The 21,639-nt window shown below is 66.6% G+C and carries 22 protein-coding genes; 8 read left to right on the forward strand and 14 right to left on the reverse strand.

Annotated elements, in window-relative coordinates; all coding sequences use genetic code 11:
- The first annotated feature begins 64 nt into the window (after window positions 1–64).
- From V2B31_RS11310 to V2B31_RS11330, 5 genes are all read left to right on the forward strand, one after another.
- The gene (locus V2B31_RS11310) at window positions 65–1,243 is read left to right on the forward strand and encodes a cytochrome P450 (RefSeq protein WP_328278540.1); all 1,179 of its coding nucleotides are present in this window, start codon (window positions 65–67) and stop codon (window positions 1,241–1,243) included.
- Window positions 1,240–2,361: a CapA family protein gene (locus tag V2B31_RS11315; RefSeq protein WP_328278542.1), complete on the forward strand. Its 1,122-nt coding sequence runs from the start codon at window positions 1,240–1,242 to the stop codon at window positions 2,359–2,361. The genes V2B31_RS11310 and V2B31_RS11315 overlap by 4 nt, the downstream gene beginning before the upstream one ends.
- Window positions 2,358–3,395, forward strand: coding sequence for a hypothetical protein (locus V2B31_RS11320; RefSeq protein WP_328278544.1), 1,038 nt, complete (start codon window positions 2,358–2,360; stop codon window positions 3,393–3,395). Before V2B31_RS11315 ends, V2B31_RS11320 begins: the two co-directional genes overlap by 4 nt.
- A gap of 63 nt (window positions 3,396–3,458) precedes the next feature.
- A complete protein-coding gene (locus tag V2B31_RS11325) occupies window positions 3,459–6,083 on the forward strand; it encodes a TonB-dependent receptor plug domain-containing protein (protein WP_328278545.1) in 2,625 nt (874 codons plus the stop codon).
- Window positions 6,083–7,600, forward strand: a complete 1,518-nt coding sequence (locus V2B31_RS11330; RefSeq protein ID WP_328278547.1) for a tannase/feruloyl esterase family alpha/beta hydrolase — start codon at window positions 6,083–6,085, stop codon at window positions 7,598–7,600. Before V2B31_RS11325 ends, V2B31_RS11330 begins: the two co-directional genes overlap by 1 nt.
- Window position 7,601: 1 nt before the next feature.
- Here the strand turns inward: V2B31_RS11330 and V2B31_RS11335 are convergent, their stop codons facing one another.
- The 8 genes from V2B31_RS11335 to V2B31_RS11370 all read right to left on the reverse strand — a co-directional run bounded on the left by V2B31_RS11335 (window position 7,602) and on the right by V2B31_RS11370 (window position 15,255).
- Window positions 7,602–8,906 (reverse strand): MFS transporter, encoded by a 1,305-nt coding sequence (locus V2B31_RS11335; RefSeq protein ID WP_328278549.1) that lies wholly within the window; start codon window positions 8,904–8,906, stop codon window positions 7,602–7,604.
- Window positions 8,907–8,941: 35 nt separating this feature from the next.
- Window positions 8,942–10,390, reverse strand: coding sequence for a Rieske 2Fe-2S domain-containing protein (locus tag V2B31_RS11340; protein WP_328278551.1), 1,449 nt, complete (start codon window positions 10,388–10,390; stop codon window positions 8,942–8,944).
- Window positions 10,391–10,528: 138 nt separating this feature from the next.
- Window positions 10,529–11,218 (reverse strand): copper resistance protein B, encoded by a 690-nt coding sequence (locus V2B31_RS11345; RefSeq protein ID WP_328278552.1) that lies wholly within the window; start codon window positions 11,216–11,218, stop codon window positions 10,529–10,531.
- Between the two features lie 123 nt (window positions 11,219–11,341).
- Window positions 11,342–12,175 (reverse strand): copper resistance protein B, encoded by an 834-nt coding sequence (locus V2B31_RS11350; protein ID WP_443022014.1) that lies wholly within the window; start codon window positions 12,173–12,175, stop codon window positions 11,342–11,344.
- A gap of 56 nt (window positions 12,176–12,231) precedes the next feature.
- Window positions 12,232–13,971, reverse strand: a complete 1,740-nt coding sequence (locus V2B31_RS11355; protein ID WP_328278556.1) for a copper resistance system multicopper oxidase — start codon at window positions 13,969–13,971, stop codon at window positions 12,232–12,234.
- Window positions 13,972–13,995: 24 nt separating this feature from the next.
- Window positions 13,996–14,550: an RNA polymerase sigma factor gene (locus V2B31_RS11360; RefSeq protein ID WP_328278558.1), complete on the reverse strand. Its 555-nt coding sequence runs from the start codon at window positions 14,548–14,550 to the stop codon at window positions 13,996–13,998.
- A 1-nt stretch (window position 14,551) separates the two neighbouring features.
- The gene (locus V2B31_RS11365) at window positions 14,552–14,998 is read right to left on the reverse strand and encodes a periplasmic heavy metal sensor (RefSeq protein ID WP_328278560.1); all 447 of its coding nucleotides are present in this window, start codon (window positions 14,996–14,998) and stop codon (window positions 14,552–14,554) included.
- Window positions 14,995–15,255, reverse strand: coding sequence for a hypothetical protein (locus V2B31_RS11370; RefSeq protein ID WP_328278562.1), 261 nt, complete (start codon window positions 15,253–15,255; stop codon window positions 14,995–14,997). Before V2B31_RS11370 ends, V2B31_RS11365 begins: the two co-directional genes overlap by 4 nt.
- 137 nt (window positions 15,256–15,392) lie before the next feature.
- Between V2B31_RS11370 and copC the strand changes: the two genes are divergently transcribed.
- From copC to V2B31_RS11385, 3 genes are all read left to right on the forward strand, one after another.
- Window positions 15,393–15,767: a copper homeostasis periplasmic binding protein CopC gene (copC, locus tag V2B31_RS11375; protein WP_328278564.1), complete on the forward strand. Its 375-nt coding sequence runs from the start codon at window positions 15,393–15,395 to the stop codon at window positions 15,765–15,767.
- Window positions 15,767–16,624, forward strand: a complete 858-nt coding sequence (gene copD / locus V2B31_RS11380; RefSeq protein WP_328278566.1) for a copper homeostasis membrane protein CopD — start codon at window positions 15,767–15,769, stop codon at window positions 16,622–16,624. The genes copC and copD overlap by 1 nt, the downstream gene beginning before the upstream one ends.
- A gap of 77 nt (window positions 16,625–16,701) precedes the next feature.
- Window positions 16,702–17,253, forward strand: coding sequence for a 2'-5' RNA ligase family protein (locus V2B31_RS11385; RefSeq protein ID WP_328278568.1), 552 nt, complete (start codon window positions 16,702–16,704; stop codon window positions 17,251–17,253).
- A gap of 11 nt (window positions 17,254–17,264) precedes the next feature.
- Here the strand turns inward: V2B31_RS11385 and yihA are convergent, their stop codons facing one another.
- From yihA to V2B31_RS11415, 6 genes are all read right to left on the reverse strand, one after another.
- Complete coding sequence (yihA, locus tag V2B31_RS11390; protein ID WP_328278570.1) at window positions 17,265–17,912, reverse strand: ribosome biogenesis GTP-binding protein YihA/YsxC; 648 nt, start codon at window positions 17,910–17,912, stop codon at window positions 17,265–17,267.
- Between the two features lie 141 nt (window positions 17,913–18,053).
- A complete protein-coding gene (gene yidC, locus V2B31_RS11395; RefSeq protein ID WP_328278572.1) occupies window positions 18,054–19,763 on the reverse strand; it encodes a membrane protein insertase YidC in 1,710 nt (569 codons plus the stop codon).
- A gap of 20 nt (window positions 19,764–19,783) precedes the next feature.
- Window positions 19,784–19,996, reverse strand: a complete 213-nt coding sequence (yidD, locus tag V2B31_RS11400; RefSeq protein WP_328278573.1) for a membrane protein insertion efficiency factor YidD — start codon at window positions 19,994–19,996, stop codon at window positions 19,784–19,786.
- Complete coding sequence (gene rnpA, locus V2B31_RS11405; RefSeq protein ID WP_328278589.1) at window positions 19,993–20,460, reverse strand: ribonuclease P protein component; 468 nt, start codon at window positions 20,458–20,460, stop codon at window positions 19,993–19,995. Before rnpA ends, yidD begins: the two co-directional genes overlap by 4 nt.
- A gap of 35 nt (window positions 20,461–20,495) precedes the next feature.
- A complete protein-coding gene (rpmH, locus tag V2B31_RS11410; RefSeq protein WP_021317369.1) occupies window positions 20,496–20,630 on the reverse strand; it encodes a 50S ribosomal protein L34 in 135 nt (44 codons plus the stop codon).
- 240 nt (window positions 20,631–20,870) lie between these two features.
- Window positions 20,871–21,638: a DsbA family protein gene (locus tag V2B31_RS11415; protein WP_328278576.1), complete on the reverse strand. Its 768-nt coding sequence runs from the start codon at window positions 21,636–21,638 to the stop codon at window positions 20,871–20,873.
- Between the last annotated feature and the right edge of the window lies 1 nt (window position 21,639).

Below are 21,639 nucleotides of genomic sequence, written 5' to 3' on the forward strand. Positions count from 1 at the left end.
GACTGTTACCCGCTCTATCAGAAAAGCTGTTGCAAGCGCTTTCAAACGTCACTAGAAAATAGTTATGGCACATGACTATGACCCGACCCGGCCGGAGACGTTCGACAGTCCCTATGGCGAGTATGCGGCGCTGCGGGCGGGTTGCCCGGTCGCGCACAGCGATAGCTGGGGTGGCTTCTGGGCGCTGACCCGGCATGAGGATGTGGCCATGGCGGCAGCCGATTGGCAGACCTTCGTCACGTCGCGGCAGAATGTCATTCCCAAAGTCGCCTTTACCGGGCGACGGCCGCCGCTGCATCTCGATCCTCCCGAACATACGCCCTATCGCCGCGCGCTCGCGCCTTTGCTGACCGAGCGGAAAGTCGCGCGGCTGGAGCCGGTGATCCGCACCATCTGCCGCGATCTGCTCGTGCCGATGATCGCCGCGGGCGGCGGCGACATCGTCGCGGACTATTCCGCGCATATGCCGATCGCGGTGTTCGCCCACTGGATGAACCTGCCCGCCGACGCCGTCGCCGAACTGACGCGCGTAGGCCAGCGCTATAATATCGCGGTCCAGTCCAACGATATCGACGCGACCAAGGAATCGAGCCTGCTGCTCTACGACATGGCGCGCGACATCGTCGCGGATCGCAAGGCCAATCCGATGCCGGTGGACGAGGACGCGACCAGCGCGCTGCTGGCGACGCGGGTCGATGGCGCGCCGCTGCCCGAGGAGATGATCGTCGGCACCATCCGCCAGGTGTTGGTGGTCGGCATCATCGCGCCGAGCGTGATAATCGGGTCGATCGCCGTCCATCTGGGGCGTGATCGCGCCTTGCAGGATCAACTGCGCGCCGACCGTTCGCTGGTGCCCGCCGCCATCGAGGAGTTTCTGCGCCTCTATACCCCCTATCGCGGCTTTGCGCGGACGGCGGTGGAGGATGTGACCGTGCGCGGGCAGATCATCCCGAAGGATGATCCGATCGCTTTGGTCTATGCGTCGGCCAATCGCGACGAGACCGTGTTCGAGGATGCGGACAGTTTCCGTCTCGACCGGCCGAACATGAAGGAATCGCTCGCCTTCGGGCGCGGGCCGCATATGTGCGTCGGCGCGGCGCTGGCGCGGCTGGAGCTTCAGGTGGCGCTGGACGCGCTGCTGTCCGCGCCGCCCTTCGCGCTGGCGGGCGAGCCGCGCCAGACGCGCTTTCCCGAAATCGGCGCGCTGTGGGTGCCGGTGCGGTTCGAGGATGCGGTGGGATGACCCATGTCGTCCTCGCCGCCGGCGATCTTGCGCCCGATCGCGACGATTATGACGAAAGCTATGTCGCGACCCGCGACGTGCTGCGCGCCGCCGACATCAGCTTCGGCCAGCTCGAAACCAGCTTTGCGACGAAGGGCGTGCGCCTGCCGCAGGCGCGCCATGCCGTGCTCGCGCGGCCCGATGGCGCGGATGCGCTGGCGCGAGCGGGGTTCGACATCATCTCGATGGCCGGCAACCATGTGCTCGACTGGGGCAATGACGCTTTTTTCGAGACCAAGGCCAATCTGGAACGCGCCGGCATGAAGGTGGTGGGCGCGGGGGCCGATATCGCCGAAGCGCGCCGGCCCGTCGTCACCACCCTGGGCGACGGCACGCGGGTCGCGATGCTGGCTTATTCCAGCATCCTGCCGCACAGTTACTGGGCCGACGAGCGACGGCCGGGCTGCGCGCCGATGCGCGCGCATACGCTCTACGAGCAGATCGAGCATGACCAGCCGGGCACGCCCGCGCGCATCCACACCTATCCGCATCGCGAGGATCTCGTCGCGCTGGAGGCCGACATACGCGCCGCCAAGCAACAGGCGGACGTGGTGCTGGTGTCGCTCCACTGGGGCATCCATTTCGTGCGCGCGGCCATTGCCGACTATCAGCGCGACGTCGCCCGCGCCGCCATCGCCGCTGGCGCGGACGCGATCCTCGGCGGGCATGCGCATATCCTCAAAGGCTGCGAGCTGATCGACGGCAATCCGGTCTATTATTCGCTCTGCAATTTCGCGACCGACCTGCGGATGGACCCGGTCCATGCCGCCTCGCGCAGCTTTAACGAGATTCGCGTCCTCGCCGAGGAATGGGAGCCGGATTTCGAGAGCCTCTATAATTTCCCCAAGGCGTCGCGCCGGTCGATGGTCGCGCGGCTGGAAATAGCGCAGGGGCGGATCGTCCGCAGCGGTTTCCTGCCGCTCTACATCGACCGCGACGCCGTTCCCCGCTTCGTCGAGCCGGGCAGCGCCCGCCACGCCGAAGTGGTCGACTATATGGGCGCCGTCACGCAGGAAGCGGGCCTCAACGCGCGCTATCGCACCGGCGAGACGATGGTCGAGCTGGAGGCGGCGGCATGAGCAAGCCCGCCGCATCGGCTTTCCCGCTGGAGGGCTATGTCGCCCTCTATCTGCTCGCCTATCTGCCCAACGTCATCATCACTAAGCTGGTGACGAGCACGCCGCATCCGGGGCTAGGGCGGCCGCTGACGGGGCTGGAGACGCTGCCCGCCTCGCTCATCATCAGCACGCTGCTGACCTATCTCTTCATCTGGGGATCGGGCTGGCATCGCGATGCGCATGGCGTGATGATCCTGGGGCGACGCGTGCCGGTGCCGACGCGCTGGACGCTGCTGTCGGGGATCGGCACCGCGCTCGTGCTGTTCACCGTGCCCTTGTCCTTCACCTTCCAGGGGGTCAGCATCCCCTTCATCCAATTGCTGATGCGCGGCGACATATTGCTGATCGCGCCTCTTGTGGATCTGGCTTTCGGGCGGCGGGTGCGCTGGTGGAGCTGGGTCGCGCTGGGGCTGGTGATGCTGGCCCTCATCATCACCTTGAGCGACCGGGGCGGACTGCATCTGCCGCCGCTCGCGATCCTGACCGTCATTCTATACACGCTGGGCTATTTCATTCGCCTCGCGGTCATGACCAAAGTGTCGAAGTCGGGCGATCCCGCCTCGGTGCGGCGCTATTTCGTCGAGGAGAAAGTGTTCGCGCTACCAATGTCGGTGGCGATCCTGGCCGCCATCTCGGCATCGGGGATCGGCGGGCAGTCGGGCGAATTGGGCTGGGGCTTCGTGCAGGTCTGGACCGATCCGGTGATCTGGCCGCTGCTGGGCATCGGCCTCACCCTGACGATCGTGTCGGTGTTCGCCATCATCATCCTGCTCGATCCGCGCGAGAACGCCTATTGCGTGCCGCTGGAGCGCGCGGCGAGCCTGATCGCCGGGGTAGGCGGCGCGCTGATCCTGTCCTGGGTCTGGGGCTTGAAGGCGCCGCGCCCGGCCGAACTGATCGGCGCGGCCATATTGATCGGCGCCATCGTGCTGCTGTCGCTCGCGCCGCGCTTCGCCGACCGACTAGCCCGCGCCGCGCGCGCGGAAACAAGCTGAGATTTCAACACGCACGCCCTCGAACCGCCTGACAAGGCGGGATGGGCCAAAGGAGAGGGAAATATGAAGAGGTTCGTCACCCGTCCGGCGAGCAAATGGCTCGCCTGTTCCGCCCTTGGCAGCCTCGCGATGGGGATCGCCGCGCCGGCTGCGGCACAGGAGGCGGCGGAAGCGCCCACGGCGGAGGACATCATCGTCACCGGCAGCCGCATTCGCGGCATCGACCCGGTGGGATCGAACGTGATCGCGATCGATTCGGCGAGGATATTGGAGGAGCCGGTCGTCTCCACCAACGATCTGCTGCGCCGTGTGCCGCAGGTCGTCTCGCTGGGCGCGAACCGAGCGGGGGGCACGGCGCAGAATGGCGCGGCCAACGCCACGCGCGGCGCGGGCATCAACCTGCGCGGCCTCTCCACCAACGCCACGCTGCTGCTCTACAATGGCAAGCGCCTGCCGCCCCAAGGGACGCAGGGCCAGTTCACCGATCCGTCCGCCATCCCCTCGATCGCGCTCAGCCGGATCGAGGTGGTCGCCGACGGCGCGTCGGCTGTCTATGGGTCGGACGCGGTCGCGGGCGTCGTCAACTTCATCCTGCGCAACGATTTCAACGGGCTGGAGGCGCGCGCTCGCGCCGGCTTCACCGAGGAAGGCTATAATGAGCAGCAGATTTCGCTGCTCGCCGGCCGCAAATGGTCGACCGGCTGGATCATGGCCGCGGGCGAATATGCCCGGAACAACAACCTCATGGGGTCCGACCTCGATTTCTACCGGCAGGATAATCGCGACCGGGGCGGGCGCGACCTGCGCAGCATGAACTGCGCGCCGGGCACGCTGACCGCCGGCGGGCGGACCTATGCGATACCGGCCGGCGGGGTCACCGCCGCCAATGTGGGCACGTTGGTGCCTGGCACCAGCAACCGCTGCGAATTTCGCGACATCGAACAGGTGATCCCGGAACAGGAGCGCTGGAGCGTCATCGCCGCCGCCAGCCAGGATATTACCGACGGCATCCGCCTGTTCGCGGACGGCTTCTGGTCGCGGCGCAGCGGCACCTTGCTGTTTAACTCGACGGTCAACGCCACCGTGCCGCGCACCAATCCCTTCTTCGTTTCGCCGGTGCCGGGCGCGCAGTCGGTGACGGTGCAGACCAATTTCCTGGGCGATCTCGGCACGCTGCCCAATCCCTATCGCGCCAGCACCTGGAACCTCAGCGGCGGGGTGGAGGCCGACCTGTTCGGCGACTTCAAGGGCACCGTCTATTATGCCTATGGCAAGTCGAGCGAAGTCGCCGACCGCCGCCGCTCGGGCGTCAATGGCGCGGCGCTCAACGCGGCGCTGGCCGACACCAACCCGGCGACCGCGCTCAACGTGTTCGGCGGGCCGAACAATCCCGCCACGCTGGCGCGGATCACCGACAATTATTTCGTCATCACCGGCCGCACCCGGTTGGAAGTGCTGAACGGCCAAATGGACGGCACGCTCTTCACTCTGCCGGGCGGCAATGTCCGCATCGCCATCGGCGCGGAGCATCGCGTCGAATATACCTATACCGACCTGTTCATCGGCCAGTCGACCACCGCCAACCATGTGACCGATGACGGCAGCCGCAATGTAGACGCGATCTTCGCCGAACTGTTCGTGCCGCTGGTGGGCAGCGGCAATGGCGGGCCGGGGCTGGAGCGGTTGTCGCTCAGCATCGCGGCGCGGCATGAGAATTACAGCGACTTCGGCAGCACTACCAATCCCAAGATCGGCGTCACCTATTCGCCATGGGAAGGGCTGGTGCTCAAGGGCACCTATGGAACGTCGTTCCGCGCACCGACCTTCACCGAGGTATCTACCGTGGGCGGCGGCGCGGGGCTATATTTCGACACGCTGCCCGGTCCCAACGGCAATCTTCAGGGCATCGGCATTGCCGGCGGCAATCCTGGGCTGTCGCCCGAAAAGGCGACGACCTGGTCCTTCGGCGCAGAGGTGACCCCGCCCGACATTCCGGGGTTCACCGCCTCGCTCAACTATTTCCGCATCGATTATCGCGACCAGATTCAGGCGTTGCGGGGCACGCCGGGGCTGCTGACCAACCCGATCTACGCGCCCTTCGTGCAGTTCAATCCGACCCGCGCGGAGGTGGATGCGCTGATCGCATCGGGCCTGCCGATCAACGCGCAGATCAACCCGGCGCTCGTCACCTATATTCAGGACGGGCGGCGGCAGAATCTGGGCACGTCGCTGATGCGCGGGCTGGATTTCGCCGCCAGCTATCGCTGGAATTGGGGCGGGTTGGAACTCGACAGCAGCATCCAGGGCACATATCTGCTCGATTATCGGTTCGAAGCGGTGCCGGGCGCCGGGTTGCGCAATGTGCTCGACACGTTCGGCTTCACCCAGAAATTCCGCACTCAGGCGGATATCGGCGCGAAGATCGGCGGGCTGCGCTCGCGCCTCACCTGGAACCATCTTGCCGGCTATGTGAACAATACGGTGACGCCGGTGCAGCAGGTCAGCAATTACGATACGTTCGATCTGCTGCTGGGCTATGATGTCACGCAGAATGTCACCTTGTCCTTCGACGTGCGCAACCTGTTCAACGAAGATCCGCCCTTCGTCGACACCACCAACGGCTATGATCCGCAGTCGGCCAACCCGATCCCGCGCATGTTCGCGCTGACCGCGCTGGTCAAATTCTGATGGCGGTGGCGATCGCGGCCGGGCTTGCCGGATGCGCGGCGCTTTCGGGCGCGCATCCGGGCAGCGTGGTCATGCGCGCGACACCGATAGAAGAGAAGGGATGGATCGCGCCGACCGAGCAGAAGGGCTACCGCCCCGAGCCGGTGACGCGCCCCTTCTGCCGGGTCGAAGGGACGATCGAGGGCAATATCGGTTTCGAGCTGTGGCTGCCCGCCGAGTGGAACGGGCGGTTGCTGGGGGCCGGCGTGGGCGGCGACGCCGGCATCTATAATTATGTGGATATGAGCCGTCGCATCGCCGAAGGCTTCGCCACCGTCACCACCGACAGCGGGCACAAGGCGACCCAGGCGCGCTGGATGGCGGATAGCAAGGCGCGGATCGATTATGAGCATCGCGCCGTCCATCTGACCGCGACGGCGGCCAAGGCGCTCGCCGCGCGCTTCTATGGCCGCGACGTCGATCGCAGCTATTTCGTCGGCTGTTCGGGCGGCGGGCGGCAGGCTTTGAAGGAAATGCAGAATTACCCCGCCGACTATGATGGGGTGATCGCGGGCGCGCCTGGCCCCTATATGCCGCTGCAATCGGTGCGGATGCTCTGGTTCGCGCTCCAGCAGAAGGCGAAACCAGACGCGGCGCTGACCGATGCCGACTGGTCGCTTTACGAGAAGGCAGCGACCGCCGCCTGCGATGGCGACGACGCGGTGAAGGATGGCATCATCTCCAGCCCGCTCGCCTGCCGGTTCGAGCCCGAGGCGCTGCTCTGCAAGCCCGGACAGGCGGATGGCTGCCTCACCGCGCCCAAGCTGGCGATGCTCGAAAGCATCGTCGCGCCGATGAAGGACGAGACGGGGCGGGTGATGGACGACGGCCTCTTCCCGGGCGTGCGAACGCGCCCCGGTCCCCCTTCGCCGCTGCTGCGCGCGATGTGGGCGGACGGGGTCTATAACGACCCGGACTGGAACGAGGACAGCTTCCGACAAGCGCGCGATCTGGCGCAGGCCAATCGCATCATGCCCGAACTGCGCGCCGACAGGCTCTCCATCGCGCCGTTCGTGCAGCGAGGCGGCAAGGCGATACTGTGGCAGGGCTGGGCGGACCCATCGACCAATGCCGGGCCGACGATCGACTATTATGCCGCGCTCGCTCGCGCCCATGGCGGGGTGGAGGCGCTCGGCAAATCGGTGCGGCTGTTCATGGCGCCGGGCGTCTATCATTGCGGCGGCGGACCGGGCGCGGATCAGGTCGGCGGATCGGGCCAGCGCACCGCGCCGGGCGATGCGGCGCGCGACATGCTCTGGGCGCTGATCGGCTGGGTGGAGCAGGGCAAGGCGCCCGCGTCGCTTGTCGCTGCGAAGATCGAGGAGGGGCGCGAGGCGTTCACGCGCAGGCTCTGCCCCTATCCGCAGGCGGCGCGGTATGACGGCAAGGGGCCGACGCAGGACGCCGCCTCCTATCAATGCGTCGCCGATCCGGCGCTGCGCGCCTATATGAAGCGGAAATCGCTGGTCGGCTCCTGACTCACGCCGCGACCTTTTGGCGGAGCGCAAACAGGGTGAGCGCGGCGATCAGCGACCCCAGCCCCATCAGGATCGCGACTGTCTGCAAGCCATAGCCAGCCGTGAACAGGAAACCGGCAAGGGCAGGGGCGAGCGCCGATCCGCCGCGGCCGACGCCGATCACGAACCCCGTGGCCGTGGCTCGCACATGGGTCGGGAACGCCTGGGCGATCAGCGCATAGAGACCGACTACGCCGGCATTGGTGGCGAAACCCGCCAGCGCCGCGATGGTGGAGAGGGCGGCGAGGTCCGCCTGCCCCCGCCCGAACAGGATGACCAGCAGGGTCGACAGCAGCATGGCGAAGGCGGTGAGCGGCAGCAGCCGGATGCGGCCTGTCATCAGCCCCAGCAGCACCGATCCGGTCGCGCCGCCGACGCTGGCCCACACCAGCACCCCGGCCGCCTGCGGCGCGGGAAAGCCCATGTCGACCACGATCTTGGGTATCCATTTCAGGATGAAATAGAAGGTCATAATGTGGGCGAGATAGGCGATCGTCAGCGCCAGCGTGGGTCGCAGCAGGTCGGGGCCGAACAGCGCCGCCATCGGCAGCTTGCGCTGTACGGGTTCGGCGGGGGGCAGCGCATCGACCGGCGGGCGGCCCATGCGCGCCAATATCGCATTGATCCGGGGCAGCGCGTCGGGCGGCCGCTTGTGCATCAGGAAGGCGACCGATTCGGGCACGCGCCACAGCACCAGCGGGATGAAGAGCAGCGAACAGACTGCGCCGAACAGGAACACGGCGCGCCAGTCATGATGCGCCAGCAGCAGCGCCGAGATCGATCCGCCCACGATCGTGCCGACCGGATAGCCGCCTGCCATCAGCACCACGGCAAGCGACCGGCGCTTCGCGTTGGATGCTTCGGCGACAGCTGCGTTGGTGGCGGCGAGCATCCCGCCGATGCCGATCCCGGTCAGCAGCCGCCAGCTGGACAGGATCACCACCGACGACGCGCTTGCCGCGCCGAGCATCCCGGCGGTCATGATGCCGAGGCACAGCAGGATCGTCGCCCGCCGTCCCGCCCGGTCGGCGACCCCGCCGAGCAGCAGCGATCCCGCCGCCATCCCGAGCAGTTCCATCGACAGGACGAGACCGAGCGCCGCCCGATCTATGCCCCATGCCTGCGCGATCCCCGGCGAGGCGAAGCTGATCGACAGCACGTCGAACCCGTCGAGCGCGTTAAGGCCCACCATCACCGCGACGACGCCCCACTGGAATCGCGACATCGGTTGATGATCGATCAGGTCGCGCGGGTCGTTTGCGGCCATGTCCTGCTCCGGAAATCGTTATGGTGTAGAACAGTCTAACGATAGATGCGCGCCAGCATTTCCTCAAGCGTCGAAAGTTCGGCGGCGGTGAAGCGGCCCTTGAGCCATGCCTCATGCACGGCGATGGCCTGCTTCGCCTCCGCCAGCAGCGCCGCGCCGGCTTGCGTTAGGCGAAAGGCGATCCGCCGACCGTCGATAGCGGAGGGGCTGCGCGAGAGTAGTCCGCGCTTTTCCAGGCCATGGACAAGCGCCATCGCGGTGGCGCGGTCCATGTCCATCGCCTGGGCGAGATCGCGCTGGGCAAGGTCGGGATGGTCGCCGGTCAGCCAGAGCGCCGATACCTGCTTCTGGGTCAGCCCCAGATCGGCGAAATGCTCAGCGAAATGGCGCTGCACCGCGCTATGGGCGCGGCGCAGCCGCAGCCCGAGATTATGGTCCAGGTCGCCGCGCCCGATCGGCCCGCTCACGCCGCCTCGGCCCGGCTCAGCCGCGCGATGATCTGGCGCGCGCGTGCTGCCTTCGTCGATCGAATAGCCGCGCAGCTTCATGTCGGGATTGGCGTCGATGCTGCGCTGCTGGGCTTCGAGCACGTCCACATCCTCGTCGAACACCCGGCCTTGCTGCGCCTTGAATCGCGCCGTGAAGCCTGAATCCTCGATGTCGAAATTGCGCGCCATGCCCCAGAAATAATGGGTCGAGCTTTCGGTCTCCGGCGTCATGGCATCGACCACGAAGCCGCGCACGCCCGAATCATGCCGCTCGATCGTGTCGCCGGCTTCGACCGGGGAAACGCCGACATCGATCAGGACCGACGACGGCGGCAGGAAATGGCAGACCTGCCAGCGATCGACGAGACCGGTGGAGCGCAGCGCGTCGCGCCAGAAGGGCGGCGGCTCGATGCCCGGCATCCACCGCCGCACCAGCACCTGCTCGCCCTCGACCACCGTTTCGATCGGCGCCTCGGTAATCTCATGCTGGCCGATCGATCCCTGATGCACCCAGGTCTCATGACTCAGGTCCATGAGATTGTCGATCATCAGCCGATAATCGCATTCGACGCGGTTGTAGCCGCCGTCGAACGTCCATCCCGGCGCGCTGCACGGCCAGAAATCGGGCACCAAGGCCGGATCGGCCTTCTCCGCCTCGCCGATCCAGATCCAGACGAAACGATGCTTTTCGACCACGGGATAAAGGGTGGCGCACAGCCCTTTGGGCACGGGCTCGGTCTTGATCGGCATTTGGGTCGCGTGCCCATCAGGCCCGACCAGCAGGCCATGATAGCGGCAGCGCACGGAGTCGCCTTCCTTGAACCCCATCGAGAGCGGCAGCAGCCGGTGGGGGCAGGCGTCCCGCATCGCAACGACGCTGCGGTCGAGCTTGCGGTAGAGCATGACGGGCTCGCCGCAGAGGGTGCGGGCAATCGGCGTGCGATCGACCTCGGCATCCCAGGCGGCGACATACCAGCGATTGCGAACCCAGGTCATGGTTCATCCTCTCCCAATCCTTGTGCGATATTGTATGTATTACTTACAATATGCAAGCAGGAATGATGGGGTGAATGGAGCATTTTCGGCCTAGCGCGACGTTGAACCGCCGGCGTCAGAGGCTGAAGCCGAAGCCGATCACCGCGCTCGTTGCCTGTACCGTGTCGCCCTGATCCTTCGCCAGCCGGCGCGTCGCGCCAGCAGCCGCTCATGCGCGATGCCGATATACACGTTGATCTTGGGCTTGATCCGATAGCGCAGCCGGACCGACCCCTCCGCCTCGCCGATCCCTGAGCGGACGCCCTGGTCGATCCAGTCGCGCGCCGCCCAGCCGGCGGCGACGCGCGGTTCGATGTAGAGCGTGTCGGTGATCGGCATGGCGTAGATGACCTGCCCCTCGCCGCTCAGCCGGCCGCGATCGGACAGGAAGGCATAGGCTTCCCAGCTCAGCCGCGTGCCGACCGATCCCTGCGCGCCGATGATGGCATGGGTGTCCCGCGGGGCGGGTGTGATGTCGTGGCGGACGCCGGCGAGCCATGTCACATTGCCGTCCGTGCGGCCGTAGAAGACGCGGATTTCGGACTGGTCGATCTGCGCCGAGAGCGGCCCGCCGCCGGTCGTGACGACCATCAGCTGGTCGGTCGCGTCGCCATAGGAGAAGGTCGCATCCCACAGGAAGATGTCGCCGCTTTTGTCGGCGCGCATTTCGATGAGGTCGAAGCCGCCGCTCAGCGTTGCGCCGCCATCCGCGTCCTGCGCCTCTGCCGGCATGGCGAACAGCGCCGCGCAGGCAAGCAGAAGTCGACATAAACCTGAAACGCGCAGCATCGACCCCCTTCCGTCTGCGCCGAAGCTAGGGCCGCGCCAGCGGCGCTATCGTGCAAACCTCTGTCCCAGCCGCTGCTAATATGACGAAATGGGGGAAAGCCGCAGCATCTTCTGCCGCGCGGATCAGAACCAGAAGCGGATGCCCATCACCAGGCTGGTCGCCGACGCCCGCTCCCCGTCGGCGCGCGCATAGCGGGCCGTGTCGCCGAACTTGCGCTCCCAGTTGATACCGACATAGGGCGCGAACTCCCGCGCGATCTCGTAGCGCAGGCGCAGGCCCAGCTCGATGTCGGACAGCCCCGACCCGACGCCGATTTCGGGCACGTCTTGGGCCGCGAAATTCACCTCGACCGCCGGTTGCAGGATCAGCCGCTGGGTGATGCGCTGGTCGTAGCTGCCCTCCAGCCGCAGATGCGCGTCGCCCTTGTGCGAGAGGAAGATCTGCCCCTCAACCTCGAACCAATAGGGGGCGAGCCCCTCGAAGCCGATGGTGGCGTAGGTTCGCTGTGGCTGCGGACGGAAATCCTGCCGCACGCCGCCGACGATGTTCCACCAGGGATCGATAGCGCGGCTGTAGAGCGCCTGCACCTCGGCGCTTTCGAGCCCGCCGTCGATGTCGCCTTCGCCCTCCGACTTGATCGCGAGCCGGTTGATGTCGCCGCCGATCCAGCCTTCGCCCTCCCAATGATAGCCGTCGCGGCCTTGAAGCGCGCGATACTCCAGCCGGTCGATCATCAGTTGCGAATAGGCCATGCCGCCATGTTCGCGCGTCATCGCGGCACGGGCGCGGGCCATGACGGCGGGATCATAGACAGCGTCGGCGGCATGGTCGGCAGGAACGGGGGGCGGCGTGCCCTTCGGAACGGCACTCTCCGGGCGACCCATCGCGTGACCGGCGTGAGAATCGGTGGCCGGAGGTGTTTCGCTCCGCGGCATCTCGTGCGCGCTATGGTCCATCGTCTGCGCCTGCGCCGGCAGCGCGACGGCAAGCAGGACCAGCCCAAGCGCGCGCTTCATGCCGCGCCCCCTTCGTGCCGCACGGTCACGACCCGCATCATGCCCGCGTGCATGTGCATCAGCATATGGCAGTGAAAGGCCCAGTCGCCGATTGCGTCGGCGGTCAGGTCGAAGCTGATCTTGCCACCCGGCAGCACGTTGACCGTATGTTTGCGCGGATTGGTGGCCGCATCCTCTCCGGTCACGAGCTGGAAGAAATGCCCGTGAATATGGATGGGGTGCGGCATCATCGTGTCGTTGATGAGCGTCACGCGCACCCGCTCCATATGGCGGAAGGCGATGGGTTCGGCCCCGTCCGACAGCTTCACCCCGTCGAAGGACCACATATAGCGCTCCATATTCGCGGTCAGGTGAATGTCGAGCGAGCGGGTCGGCGGGCGCGTGTCGCTGTTGGGCTCCAACGCCTTGAGATCGGCATAGGTGAGGACGCGGTGATCGACATCCTCCAGGCCGGTGGGCCGGTCGGCGGTGCGATCGGCGGGCATGGACGAAAGCGTCGCCACGCCCGGTCCCATCGGCACATCGGGCGCGACCGAGGGGTCGAGCATTTTCATACTATGCCCGCTCATGCTGTCATTGGCCGGCTGGCTCAAATCGATGACGCCGTTCTGGCCCATGTCCATGCCGCTCATGTCCATGCCCATATCCTTCATGGTGAGCAGCGGGCGCGTGCGCAGCGGCGGAATCGGCGCGACCATGCCGATCTGCGGCGCCAGCGTCGCGCGGACCAGGCCGGAGCGGTCGATCGCCTCGGCGATCAGGCCATAGGGGGTTGCTTCGGTCGGCTGGACGATCACGTCATAGGTTTCGGCGATGCCGATCTGGAACTCGTCGGTCTCGACCGGCTGGACATGCTGGCCGTCGCACTGGACGACCGTCATGGGCAGACCGGGCAGCCGCACGTTGAAATTGGTCATGGCGGACGCATTGACGATCCGCAGCCGCACCCGCTCGCCGGGCGCGAACAGGCCGGTCCAGTTCTCCGGCGTGCCATGGCCGTTGACCAGAAAGCTGTAGGTGGAGCCGGTGACGTCGGAAATGTCGGTGGGGTCCATCCGCATCTTGCCCCAGTCGATCCGCTCCTTGAGGCTCTGGTCCTTGCCCTTGAGCAGCCCGGCGAGGGTCTGCTTCTGGAAATTATGATAGCCGCCCATCTGCTTGAGGCGCTTCAGCAGCACATGCGGGTGGACCGGCGACCAGTCCGACAGCACGATCACATGCTCGCGGTCCGCCTGCACCGGATCGGGGCCGGCGGGGTCGATGACGATGGGGCCATAATGGCCCATCGCCTCCTGCATCCCCGAATGGCTGTGATACCAGTAGGTGCCCGACTGGCGGACCGGGAATTCATAGGTGAAGGTATCGCCGGGCCGGATGCCGGGAAAGCTGATCCCCGGCACGCCGTCCATCTGGAACGGCACGATAAGGCCATGCCAGTGGATCGACGTATCCTCCGTCAGCCGGTTGGTGACGGCCAGGCGGACGGTCTGCCCTTCCTTCAGGCGGATGAGCGGGGCGGGCAATGTGCCGTTGATGGTGATGGCATGGGCCGATCGGCCGCCGGTGGCGAAATGGCTTTCCCCTACTGTGAGCGCGATGGCCTCGCCCGACAACATATCGGGCGTGGGACGCAGCCCCGCCGATCCGCTGCGCGCCCAAGCGGGGAAGGCGTGGGCGAGGGTAAGCGCGGCAGCGCTCTTCATCAGGGCGCGGCGATCGAAAGTCAGGGAAGCCATGCCGTCCTTTACGCGGGCTGTCGCCTAATCCCTCAACATTTCGTTGAGCTTCGCGCGCGCCCGGTAGAGCCGCGTCTCGATCGCCTTGGGGGTGACGCCCAGCACCGCGCCCGCCTCGATCTGACTCATCCCCTCGATCGCGCAGAGCAGCAGCGGGTCTTTGAGTGTCGCGGGGAGGGCGGCGACGGCGGCGTTGATCCGGGCAAGCGCGCGCCCGGACGCCAGCGCTTCCTCCGGCGTCGCGCCATCATCGCTTATGTCCAGCGCCTCGTCGATCGGCCGCGCCCCGGTGAAGAAGCGCCGCACCGCGCGGCGCCGCGCCCAGTCGCGACATTTGTTGAGCGCGATCCGCGCGATCCAGACCCGGAACGGGCGAACGCCGTCATAGCGGGCCAGCGCGGCGAAGGCGGCGACGAAGGCTTCCTGGGTCACGTCCAACGCCTCGTCCGCGTCGCCGACATGGCCGCGCGCCAGCCGATACACCGCGTCCCGGTGGCGCTGCATCAACCCGGCATAGCCGGCCTGATCGCCCGACAATGCGCGGGCGACAAGCGCGCGATCCTCGGGATCGGCGGTCACCTTAGCGGGAGGACTGGGCAGGCTGGGTCAGCGCCTTGACGATGGCGGCGTCGAACTGTGCCGCCTGATCGGGGCCCAACACGCCGCGCATGGCGAAGATGTGCTGCAACGTCTCCTTTTGCAGCTGGCCCATGACATGATGCGACCGGTCAACCGCCGCGCCGACCTTCGGGCCATAGCCATGCTCGGCGGCGATCGCGTCCGCCAGCCGCTGGTTGTCGGCGCGCATTTCCGCCTCCAGCGCGGCGCGGCGCTTGGCGAAGGACGTTTCCAGCGCGTGGATGCGCGCTTCCTGCGCGGGGTCGAGCGTCAGCCGCTCGTGCAGCAGCGCATGAACCTCGCTCTCGACCCGTGGCGCGGGCGCGAGCCAGGTGCGCGCCACCAGCACGGCCGCGAGCGCGGCGGCGAACGCCACCAGCGCCACCAGCAGATAGCGGCCAACGCTCATTGGCCGAGCAGACGCGAGGGCGCATAGTCCGACATGCCGATCGGCAGCGGCGACGCCTGCGCCGGGGCGGCGGGCAGGATGGTGCCAGCCCAGCCGATGCCGATCGCCAGCAGTCCCGCCAGCGCCAGGCTGCGCCGCGCCACCGCCTGCTCGCGTCGCCGCGCGACGCCCGCGATCACCGCGCCGTCGATCTCCGCCAGCCGCGCGTCGGTCGGCATGGCGCGCATCGCGTCCAGCATATGGTCGAGGTCGCTCATCGTCATCATCTCCATGTCCACGCACTCGCATACGCGCGCGGCGCGCCGATCCCTCGTCGGAAATTATGCGCAGCAGATGAGGGGGCGGGCAAGGGCGTGCGTAAAGCCCTTTGTCCATGCCTTTCGGAGACTGCCCCATGCACCGTTCGTTCGTCGCCCTGATCGCCGCCGCCGCCATCGCCCTGCCGGGCGTCGCCGCCGCGCACAGCAAGCTGCTCTCGTCCAATCCCGCCGCCAACGCGACCGTTGCCAAGCCGACGAAGATCACGCTGACCTTCTCCGAAACCTTCCTCGCGCCGATGAGCGGCGTTGATCTCACCATGACCGGGATGCCCGGCATGGCCGATCATCCGCCGATGCCGATCAAGGGCTTCAAGACCAGCGTCGAGGGCAAGACCATGACCGTCACCCTGTCGCGCGCGCTGCCCGCCGGCAGCTATGACCTCAAATGGCATATCGTGGGCGCCGACCAGCACAAGATGGAAGGCGGCTACAGCTTCAAGGTCAAGTAATGGGCGAGGGCGCGCTGATCGCCGTGCGCGCGGCGCTGATGCTCGATCTCGCGCTGCTCCTGGGCCTGCCGCTGTTCTGGTGGGTCATGGGCAGGGCGGGGCGGGCGGCGATGATTGCCTGGCTGGCGGTCGGCGGGCTGCTCCTGTCCGCCTTCTGGTTGATCGCCAGCACGGCGGCGATGACCGGGACCACCGTCTTGGCCCCCGATTGGGCTAGCGTTGCGGTGCTGCTGACGATGACGCCGATCGGCCCGGTGCTGGCGGTGCGCGCCTGCGCCTTGCTGCTCTCTTTGCTCCTGGCGCTGGCCGGGCGCGTCCGGCTGGCGATCGTCCCCGCCGCGCTCGCCGCCGCGACTTTGGCTTGGACCGGTCATGCCGGCGCGACCGAGGGGCTCGGCGGAACGCTCCACCGTGCCGCCGATGTCGCACATATCTGGGCGGCGGCGGCGTGGATCGGCGCGCTGGCGGCGCTGCTGCACGCGGCGCTGCGGCTGCGATCGGGGCACGATCCGCGCCCGGTCGCGACCATGCTGGCGCGCTTTGCGCTGATGGGGACGCTGGTGGTCGCTACGCTGGTCGTCAGCGGGGCGGTGAACCTCGTCATGATTGCCGGTCTGGCGGAGCTGCTGGCGCTGCTGGGCAGCCGCTATGGCTGGCTTCTGGCTGCGAAGCTGGGGCTGTTCGCGCTGATGCTGGGCCTCGCCGCCGCAAACCGCTGGCGGCTGACGCGGGCGCTGGAGCGCGGCGGCGATGGCGCGCTCGTCCATTTGCGCCGGTCGCTGCTGGTCGAAACGAGCGCCGCCGTCGCCATCATCGGCCTGGTCGCCTGGCTCGGGACGCTCGACCCCATGGCGTAAGCCGCGCGGGGGGATTCGACTCTGTCTCGATAAGAACATACGATGAACATCGTTGCTCGATTCGCACGGGGTTCGTCATGGAAAGCCGCACCACGCCGCTCTATCGGCTGTTCTTCGCCGTGAAGCCGCCAGCGTTGGTGACGCGGCAGATCGACCATTTCGCCCGCACTCTCGCGCCCGACGCGCAGCATGTCGCGGCGGCGCATCAGCATGTGACGCTCGGCATCACCACCGATGCGATCGACTATCCCTATGAGGTCATCAAGACGCTGCGCCGCGCCGCCGGCGGCATCCGCGCGGAGCCTTTCGACCTGCTGCTCGATCGGCTGAGCATCGGCGGCCGATCGGCGGCGCTCCGTCCGTCGCGGCGCAACACGGGGCTCGCTCTGTTGCAGGCGGAGGTGGAGCGGGTGATGCAGCGCGCCGGCGCGACCGCGCGGCCGGGCTGGCGCTTCGAGCCGCACCAGACGCTCTTCTACCGCGACACCCGGCCGACGCAGCAGCGGATCGCTGGCTTTGGCTGGCGGGTCGAGGAACTGGTCCTGCTGTGCAGCCATGTCGGCCACACTCGCCACGAACCGCTCGGCGCATGGCCGCTAACGGGCGGGGAGCAATATCAGCTGCTGTGAGGGAGATGTCCTCACCCCTGCGTCACGCTCTCCAGCACGGCGGCGCGTAGTTCCGGCAGGCCCATACCCTTCTCGCTCGACGTGGCGATGATGTCGGGGTGAGCGGCGGGGCGCTTGCGGATCGCGTCGGCGGTGGCTTGGGCCACGGCGGCAAGCTCGCTCGCCTTGATCTTGTCGGTCTTGGTGAGGACGATGCGATAGCTGACGGCAGCGGCATCAAGCATGTCGAGCATGTCGTTGTCGACATCCTTGATCCCGTGGCGGCTGTCGACCAGCACCAGCGTCCGCTTCAAGGCCGCGCGGCCGCGCAGATAGTCGTTCACGAGGAAGCGCCACTTCTTCACCATGTCGCGCGGCGCCTTCGCATAGCCATAGCCCGGCATGTCCACCAGCCGGAAGCGCAGCGGGTCGCCCACGTCGAAGAAATTGAGTTCCTGCGTGCGCCCCGGCGTGTTGGACGTGCGGGCAAGCCCGTTGCGGTTGGTGAGCGCGTTCAGCAGCGAGCTTTTGCCGACGTTGGAGCGGCCCGCGAACGCGACCTCGTTCACCGCCATGTCGGGCAGGAATTTGAGGTCCGGCGCGGACTTGAGGAATGCGATGGGGCCGGCGAAGAGCCGGCGCGCGTCCTCGATCAGGTCTTGGTCGGGTTGGTCGGTCATACTCTCTCTTTCATCCTCCCCTGGCGGGGGAGGGGGACCATTTGCGTAGCAAATGGTGGAGGGGTGTCGCCGTGGCGAGGGGGTGACACCCCTCCGTCTGGCCTGCGGCTAGCCACCTCCCCTGCAAGGGGAGGATCGGCATTACTTCGCCGTTGCCGCCGCCGTGCTCAGCACCGGATGGCGGCGATACAGCCACCATTGCTGGGCCATCGACAGGCAGTTGTTGGTGATCCAGTAGACCAACAGACCCGCCGCGAAGGGGGCCATGATGAACATCATCATCCACGGCATGATCGCGAACACCTGCTGCTGCATCGGGTCCATTTGCGCCGGGTTGAGCTTGAACTGGAGCCACATCGATACGCCCAGCAGCAACGCCAGCACGCCGATCGCCAGGAAATCGGGTGGCTGGAAATCGAGATAGCCGAACAGGTTGAGGATATGCGCCGGATCGGGCGCGGACAGATCCTTGATCCACAGGACGAAAGGCTGGTGCCGCATCTCGATCGTCAGCATCAGCACCTTGTAGAGGGCGAAGAAGATCGGGATCTGGATGAAGATCGGCAGGCAGCCCGCGAGCGGGTTCACCTTCTCCTGCTTGTACAGCTCCATCATCTTCATCTGGAGCTGTTGCTTGTCGTCCTTATATTTTTCCTGGAGCGCCTTCATCTTGGGCTGCACCGCGCGCATTGCCGCCATGCTGGCGAACTGACGCTGGGCGACCGGGAACATGAGCGCCCGGACGATCAGCGTCAGGCAGATGATAGCGACGCCGAAATTGCCGATATGTTCGAACAGCCAGTGGAGCAGCGCGAAGATCGGCTTTTCGAACCAGTAGAACCAGCCCCAGTCGATCGCCCGGTCGAACAGAGGAACGCCCGCGTCCTGATAGGCTTCGAGCGTCTTCACTTCCTTCGCGCCGACGAACAGGCGCTGGGTCTGGGTTACTGCCTTGCCAGGGGCGACCATCGTTTGATCGAGCGCGACGTCGGCCTGATATTGGGTGCCGGCACCCTTGCGGAACTGGCCGGAGAAATCGGCGTCGGCGGCAGGGACGAGCGCGGACAGCCAATATTTGTCGGTAAAGCCGATCCAGCCGCCCTTCGACTGAAAGCTTTGCGTGGACGGACCTTCATCCAGATCCTTGTAGTTCACGTCATAATTGGCCGCGCCGTTGAACACGCCCATCGGGCCGATATGGATGGTCCAGGTGTCGGGATCCTTGGGGATGCCCGTGCGGCTGATATAGGCATAGGGCTTCACGCCCACCGCGCCCGCGCCGCTGTTCGACACTTTCTGCGCGGCGGAGATCATGTAGTTCTGGTCCACCGACAGGCGAATCTCGAAGAGCTGGCCCGCGCCGTTGTTCCAGCTGAGCGTCACCGGGGTCGTCGGCGTCAGCGCCGCGCCGCTGGCGGTCCAGACCGTATCCTTGTTCGGAGCCTTAAGCCCTTCACCCTGCCAGCCGAAGCCGGCGAAATAGGCGTCCTGCGTTCCGCTCGGGCTGTAGAGGCGAACGGCGGGCGAATCCTTGGCGATCGTTTCCTTATAGGTCGGCAGCACGATGTCATCGATGCGCGCGCCCTTGAGGTTGATCGATCCGGTGAGCTTGGGCGTGCGGATGGCGACGCGCGGGCTTTCGCGCAGGACAGCGGCGCGATCGCGGATCGCGGCGGGGCTGTCGGCGGCGGGATCGGCCGCCGGGTTGGCGACCGGCGTGGTCTTGCCGTCTTCGATTCTGGTGGCCGGCGGGTTGGCGGCGGGGAAGAAATAATGCGACACATAGGGCCAGCCGAACAGGATAAGGCCGGTCAGCAGCACCGCCAGGATGATATTCTTCTTGTCGTCCACGCTCTTGCCTATCTTGGTCGTCAGGGAACCGGGTCGTAGCCCGAACCGCCCCATGGGTGGCATCGCATTAGCCGCTTGAACCCCAGCCAGCTACCCTTGATCGCGCCATATTTGCGCACCGCCTGGATCGCATATTCGGAGCAGGACGGGGCATAGCGGCAGGTCGGCGGCAGGATGCGAGACGGGCCGATCTGCCAGCCGCGCGCCATGAGGATGAGCAGGCGGGCGATCATGACCGATCTTCATCCTCCCCTGGAAGGGGAGGTGGCGCGCGCGAAGCGCGTGACGAAGGGGTGTCGCCCTCTCGATGGGGTGACACCCCTCCACCACTTCGTGGTCCCCCTCCCCTTGCAGGGGAGGAACGGTGAGGGGCCGCCTCACGCTTCATCACCTTGCCCAGCGCCTTGGCCAGTTCCGCGCGGAGCAGCGAAAAATCGCGCTCGATCCCGCCATCGCGGCCGATCAGCACATGGTCCGCGCCGGCAATGCCATGAAGCGGCAACAGCTCGCGGGCCAGGACGCGAAAACGGCGCTTCATCCGGTTGCGGATGACAGCGCCGCCGACTTTCTTTGTGACCGTGATGCCGTAGCGCATCGCTGGATCGTCATCGCCGCGCTCGCGCACCAGCAGCACGAAGCCCGGCATCGGCGCGCGGCGTCCGCGATTGGCCGCCAGAAAATCCGCGCGCCGGACCATCATGGCCGGCGCTGCGGGCTTTTCCGGCGTTGCGATCAGGCGCTCAGGCTCTTGCGGCCGCGCGAGCGGCGCGCGCGAATCACGTTGCGGCCGCCGGGCGTCGCCATGCGGGCGCGGAAACCGTGACGGCGCTTCCGAACCAGATTGCTCGGCTGAAAGGTGCGCTTCATCGTTCATTCCTCAAAATCAAAACAGCAAAGAATCGGGCGTGACAAAAAAGGGCCGCCAAAGCAGCGGCCACCCGTCAGGGGGCGTCCGATAGGGAAAGGGCGTGGGGAAGTCAATGGTGGAAGCAGTTCCTCCGTTCGGGCTAAGCGAAGTCGAAGCCCTCTACTGAGCGGAGCGAAGGGCCTCCCTTCGGTCGGCCGAGCCCTTCGACTTCGCTCAGGGCGAACGGAGGAGAGAGGGCGCTATTTCCCCCGCGCGGTCGCTACGCCTTCCTTCAGCGCGTCATAGCCGACCGCGCCGCTCAGCACCTGCCCGCCAATGACGAAGGTCGGTGTACCGGTCGCCTGCAGCTTCTGCGCCAGCGCGATGTTGGACTGGATTTCGGCGTCATATTTGCTGGACGCGATCGCAGCTTCGGCTTCCGATTTCGTGATCCCCGCCTTAGCCGCAGCCGCGAGGATGGTGTCGCGGGTCACGCGGCCAGCCGCGTAGAGCGCCTTGTGGTACGGCATATATTGCCCGCGCTCGGCCGCCAGCAGCGAGACCTTGGCGGCATCGCCGCTCTCGTTGGAGAGGATCGGCAGTTCGCGGTAAACCACCTTCACCTTCGCGTCCCCCTGCACCAGCCTGGCTAGGTCGGGCAGCGAGGCGCGGCAATAGCCGCAGGCATAGTCGAAAAACTCGACCACGGTGACATCGGCGCTGGCCGCGCCTTCCCACGCACCGGCATAGGGGGTTTCGAGTGCGCTCCGGTTGGCGTCGATCGTGCCCGACATCCGCTTGGCCTGGAGCTTTTCCACCGCCTGCGGGATGATTTCGGGATGCTCCAATATATAGTCGTGGACGATCTTCTCGATTGCGGCCTTGTCGGCTGGGGCGACGGCGGCGGGCGCCTGCATGGCAAGGGCGGCGCCAGCGGCGGCCGCGACGAAGGCGAAGCCGCCTAGAGTCATCTGCATGGTCCTGTTGGAAAGGGCGGCGCGAAAATCGGGCCGGGGCTGGTCTGGCATG

This window comes from Sphingobium sp., from assembly GCF_036170395.1.
Taxonomy (GTDB): domain Bacteria; phylum Pseudomonadota; class Alphaproteobacteria; order Sphingomonadales; family Sphingomonadaceae; genus Sphingobium.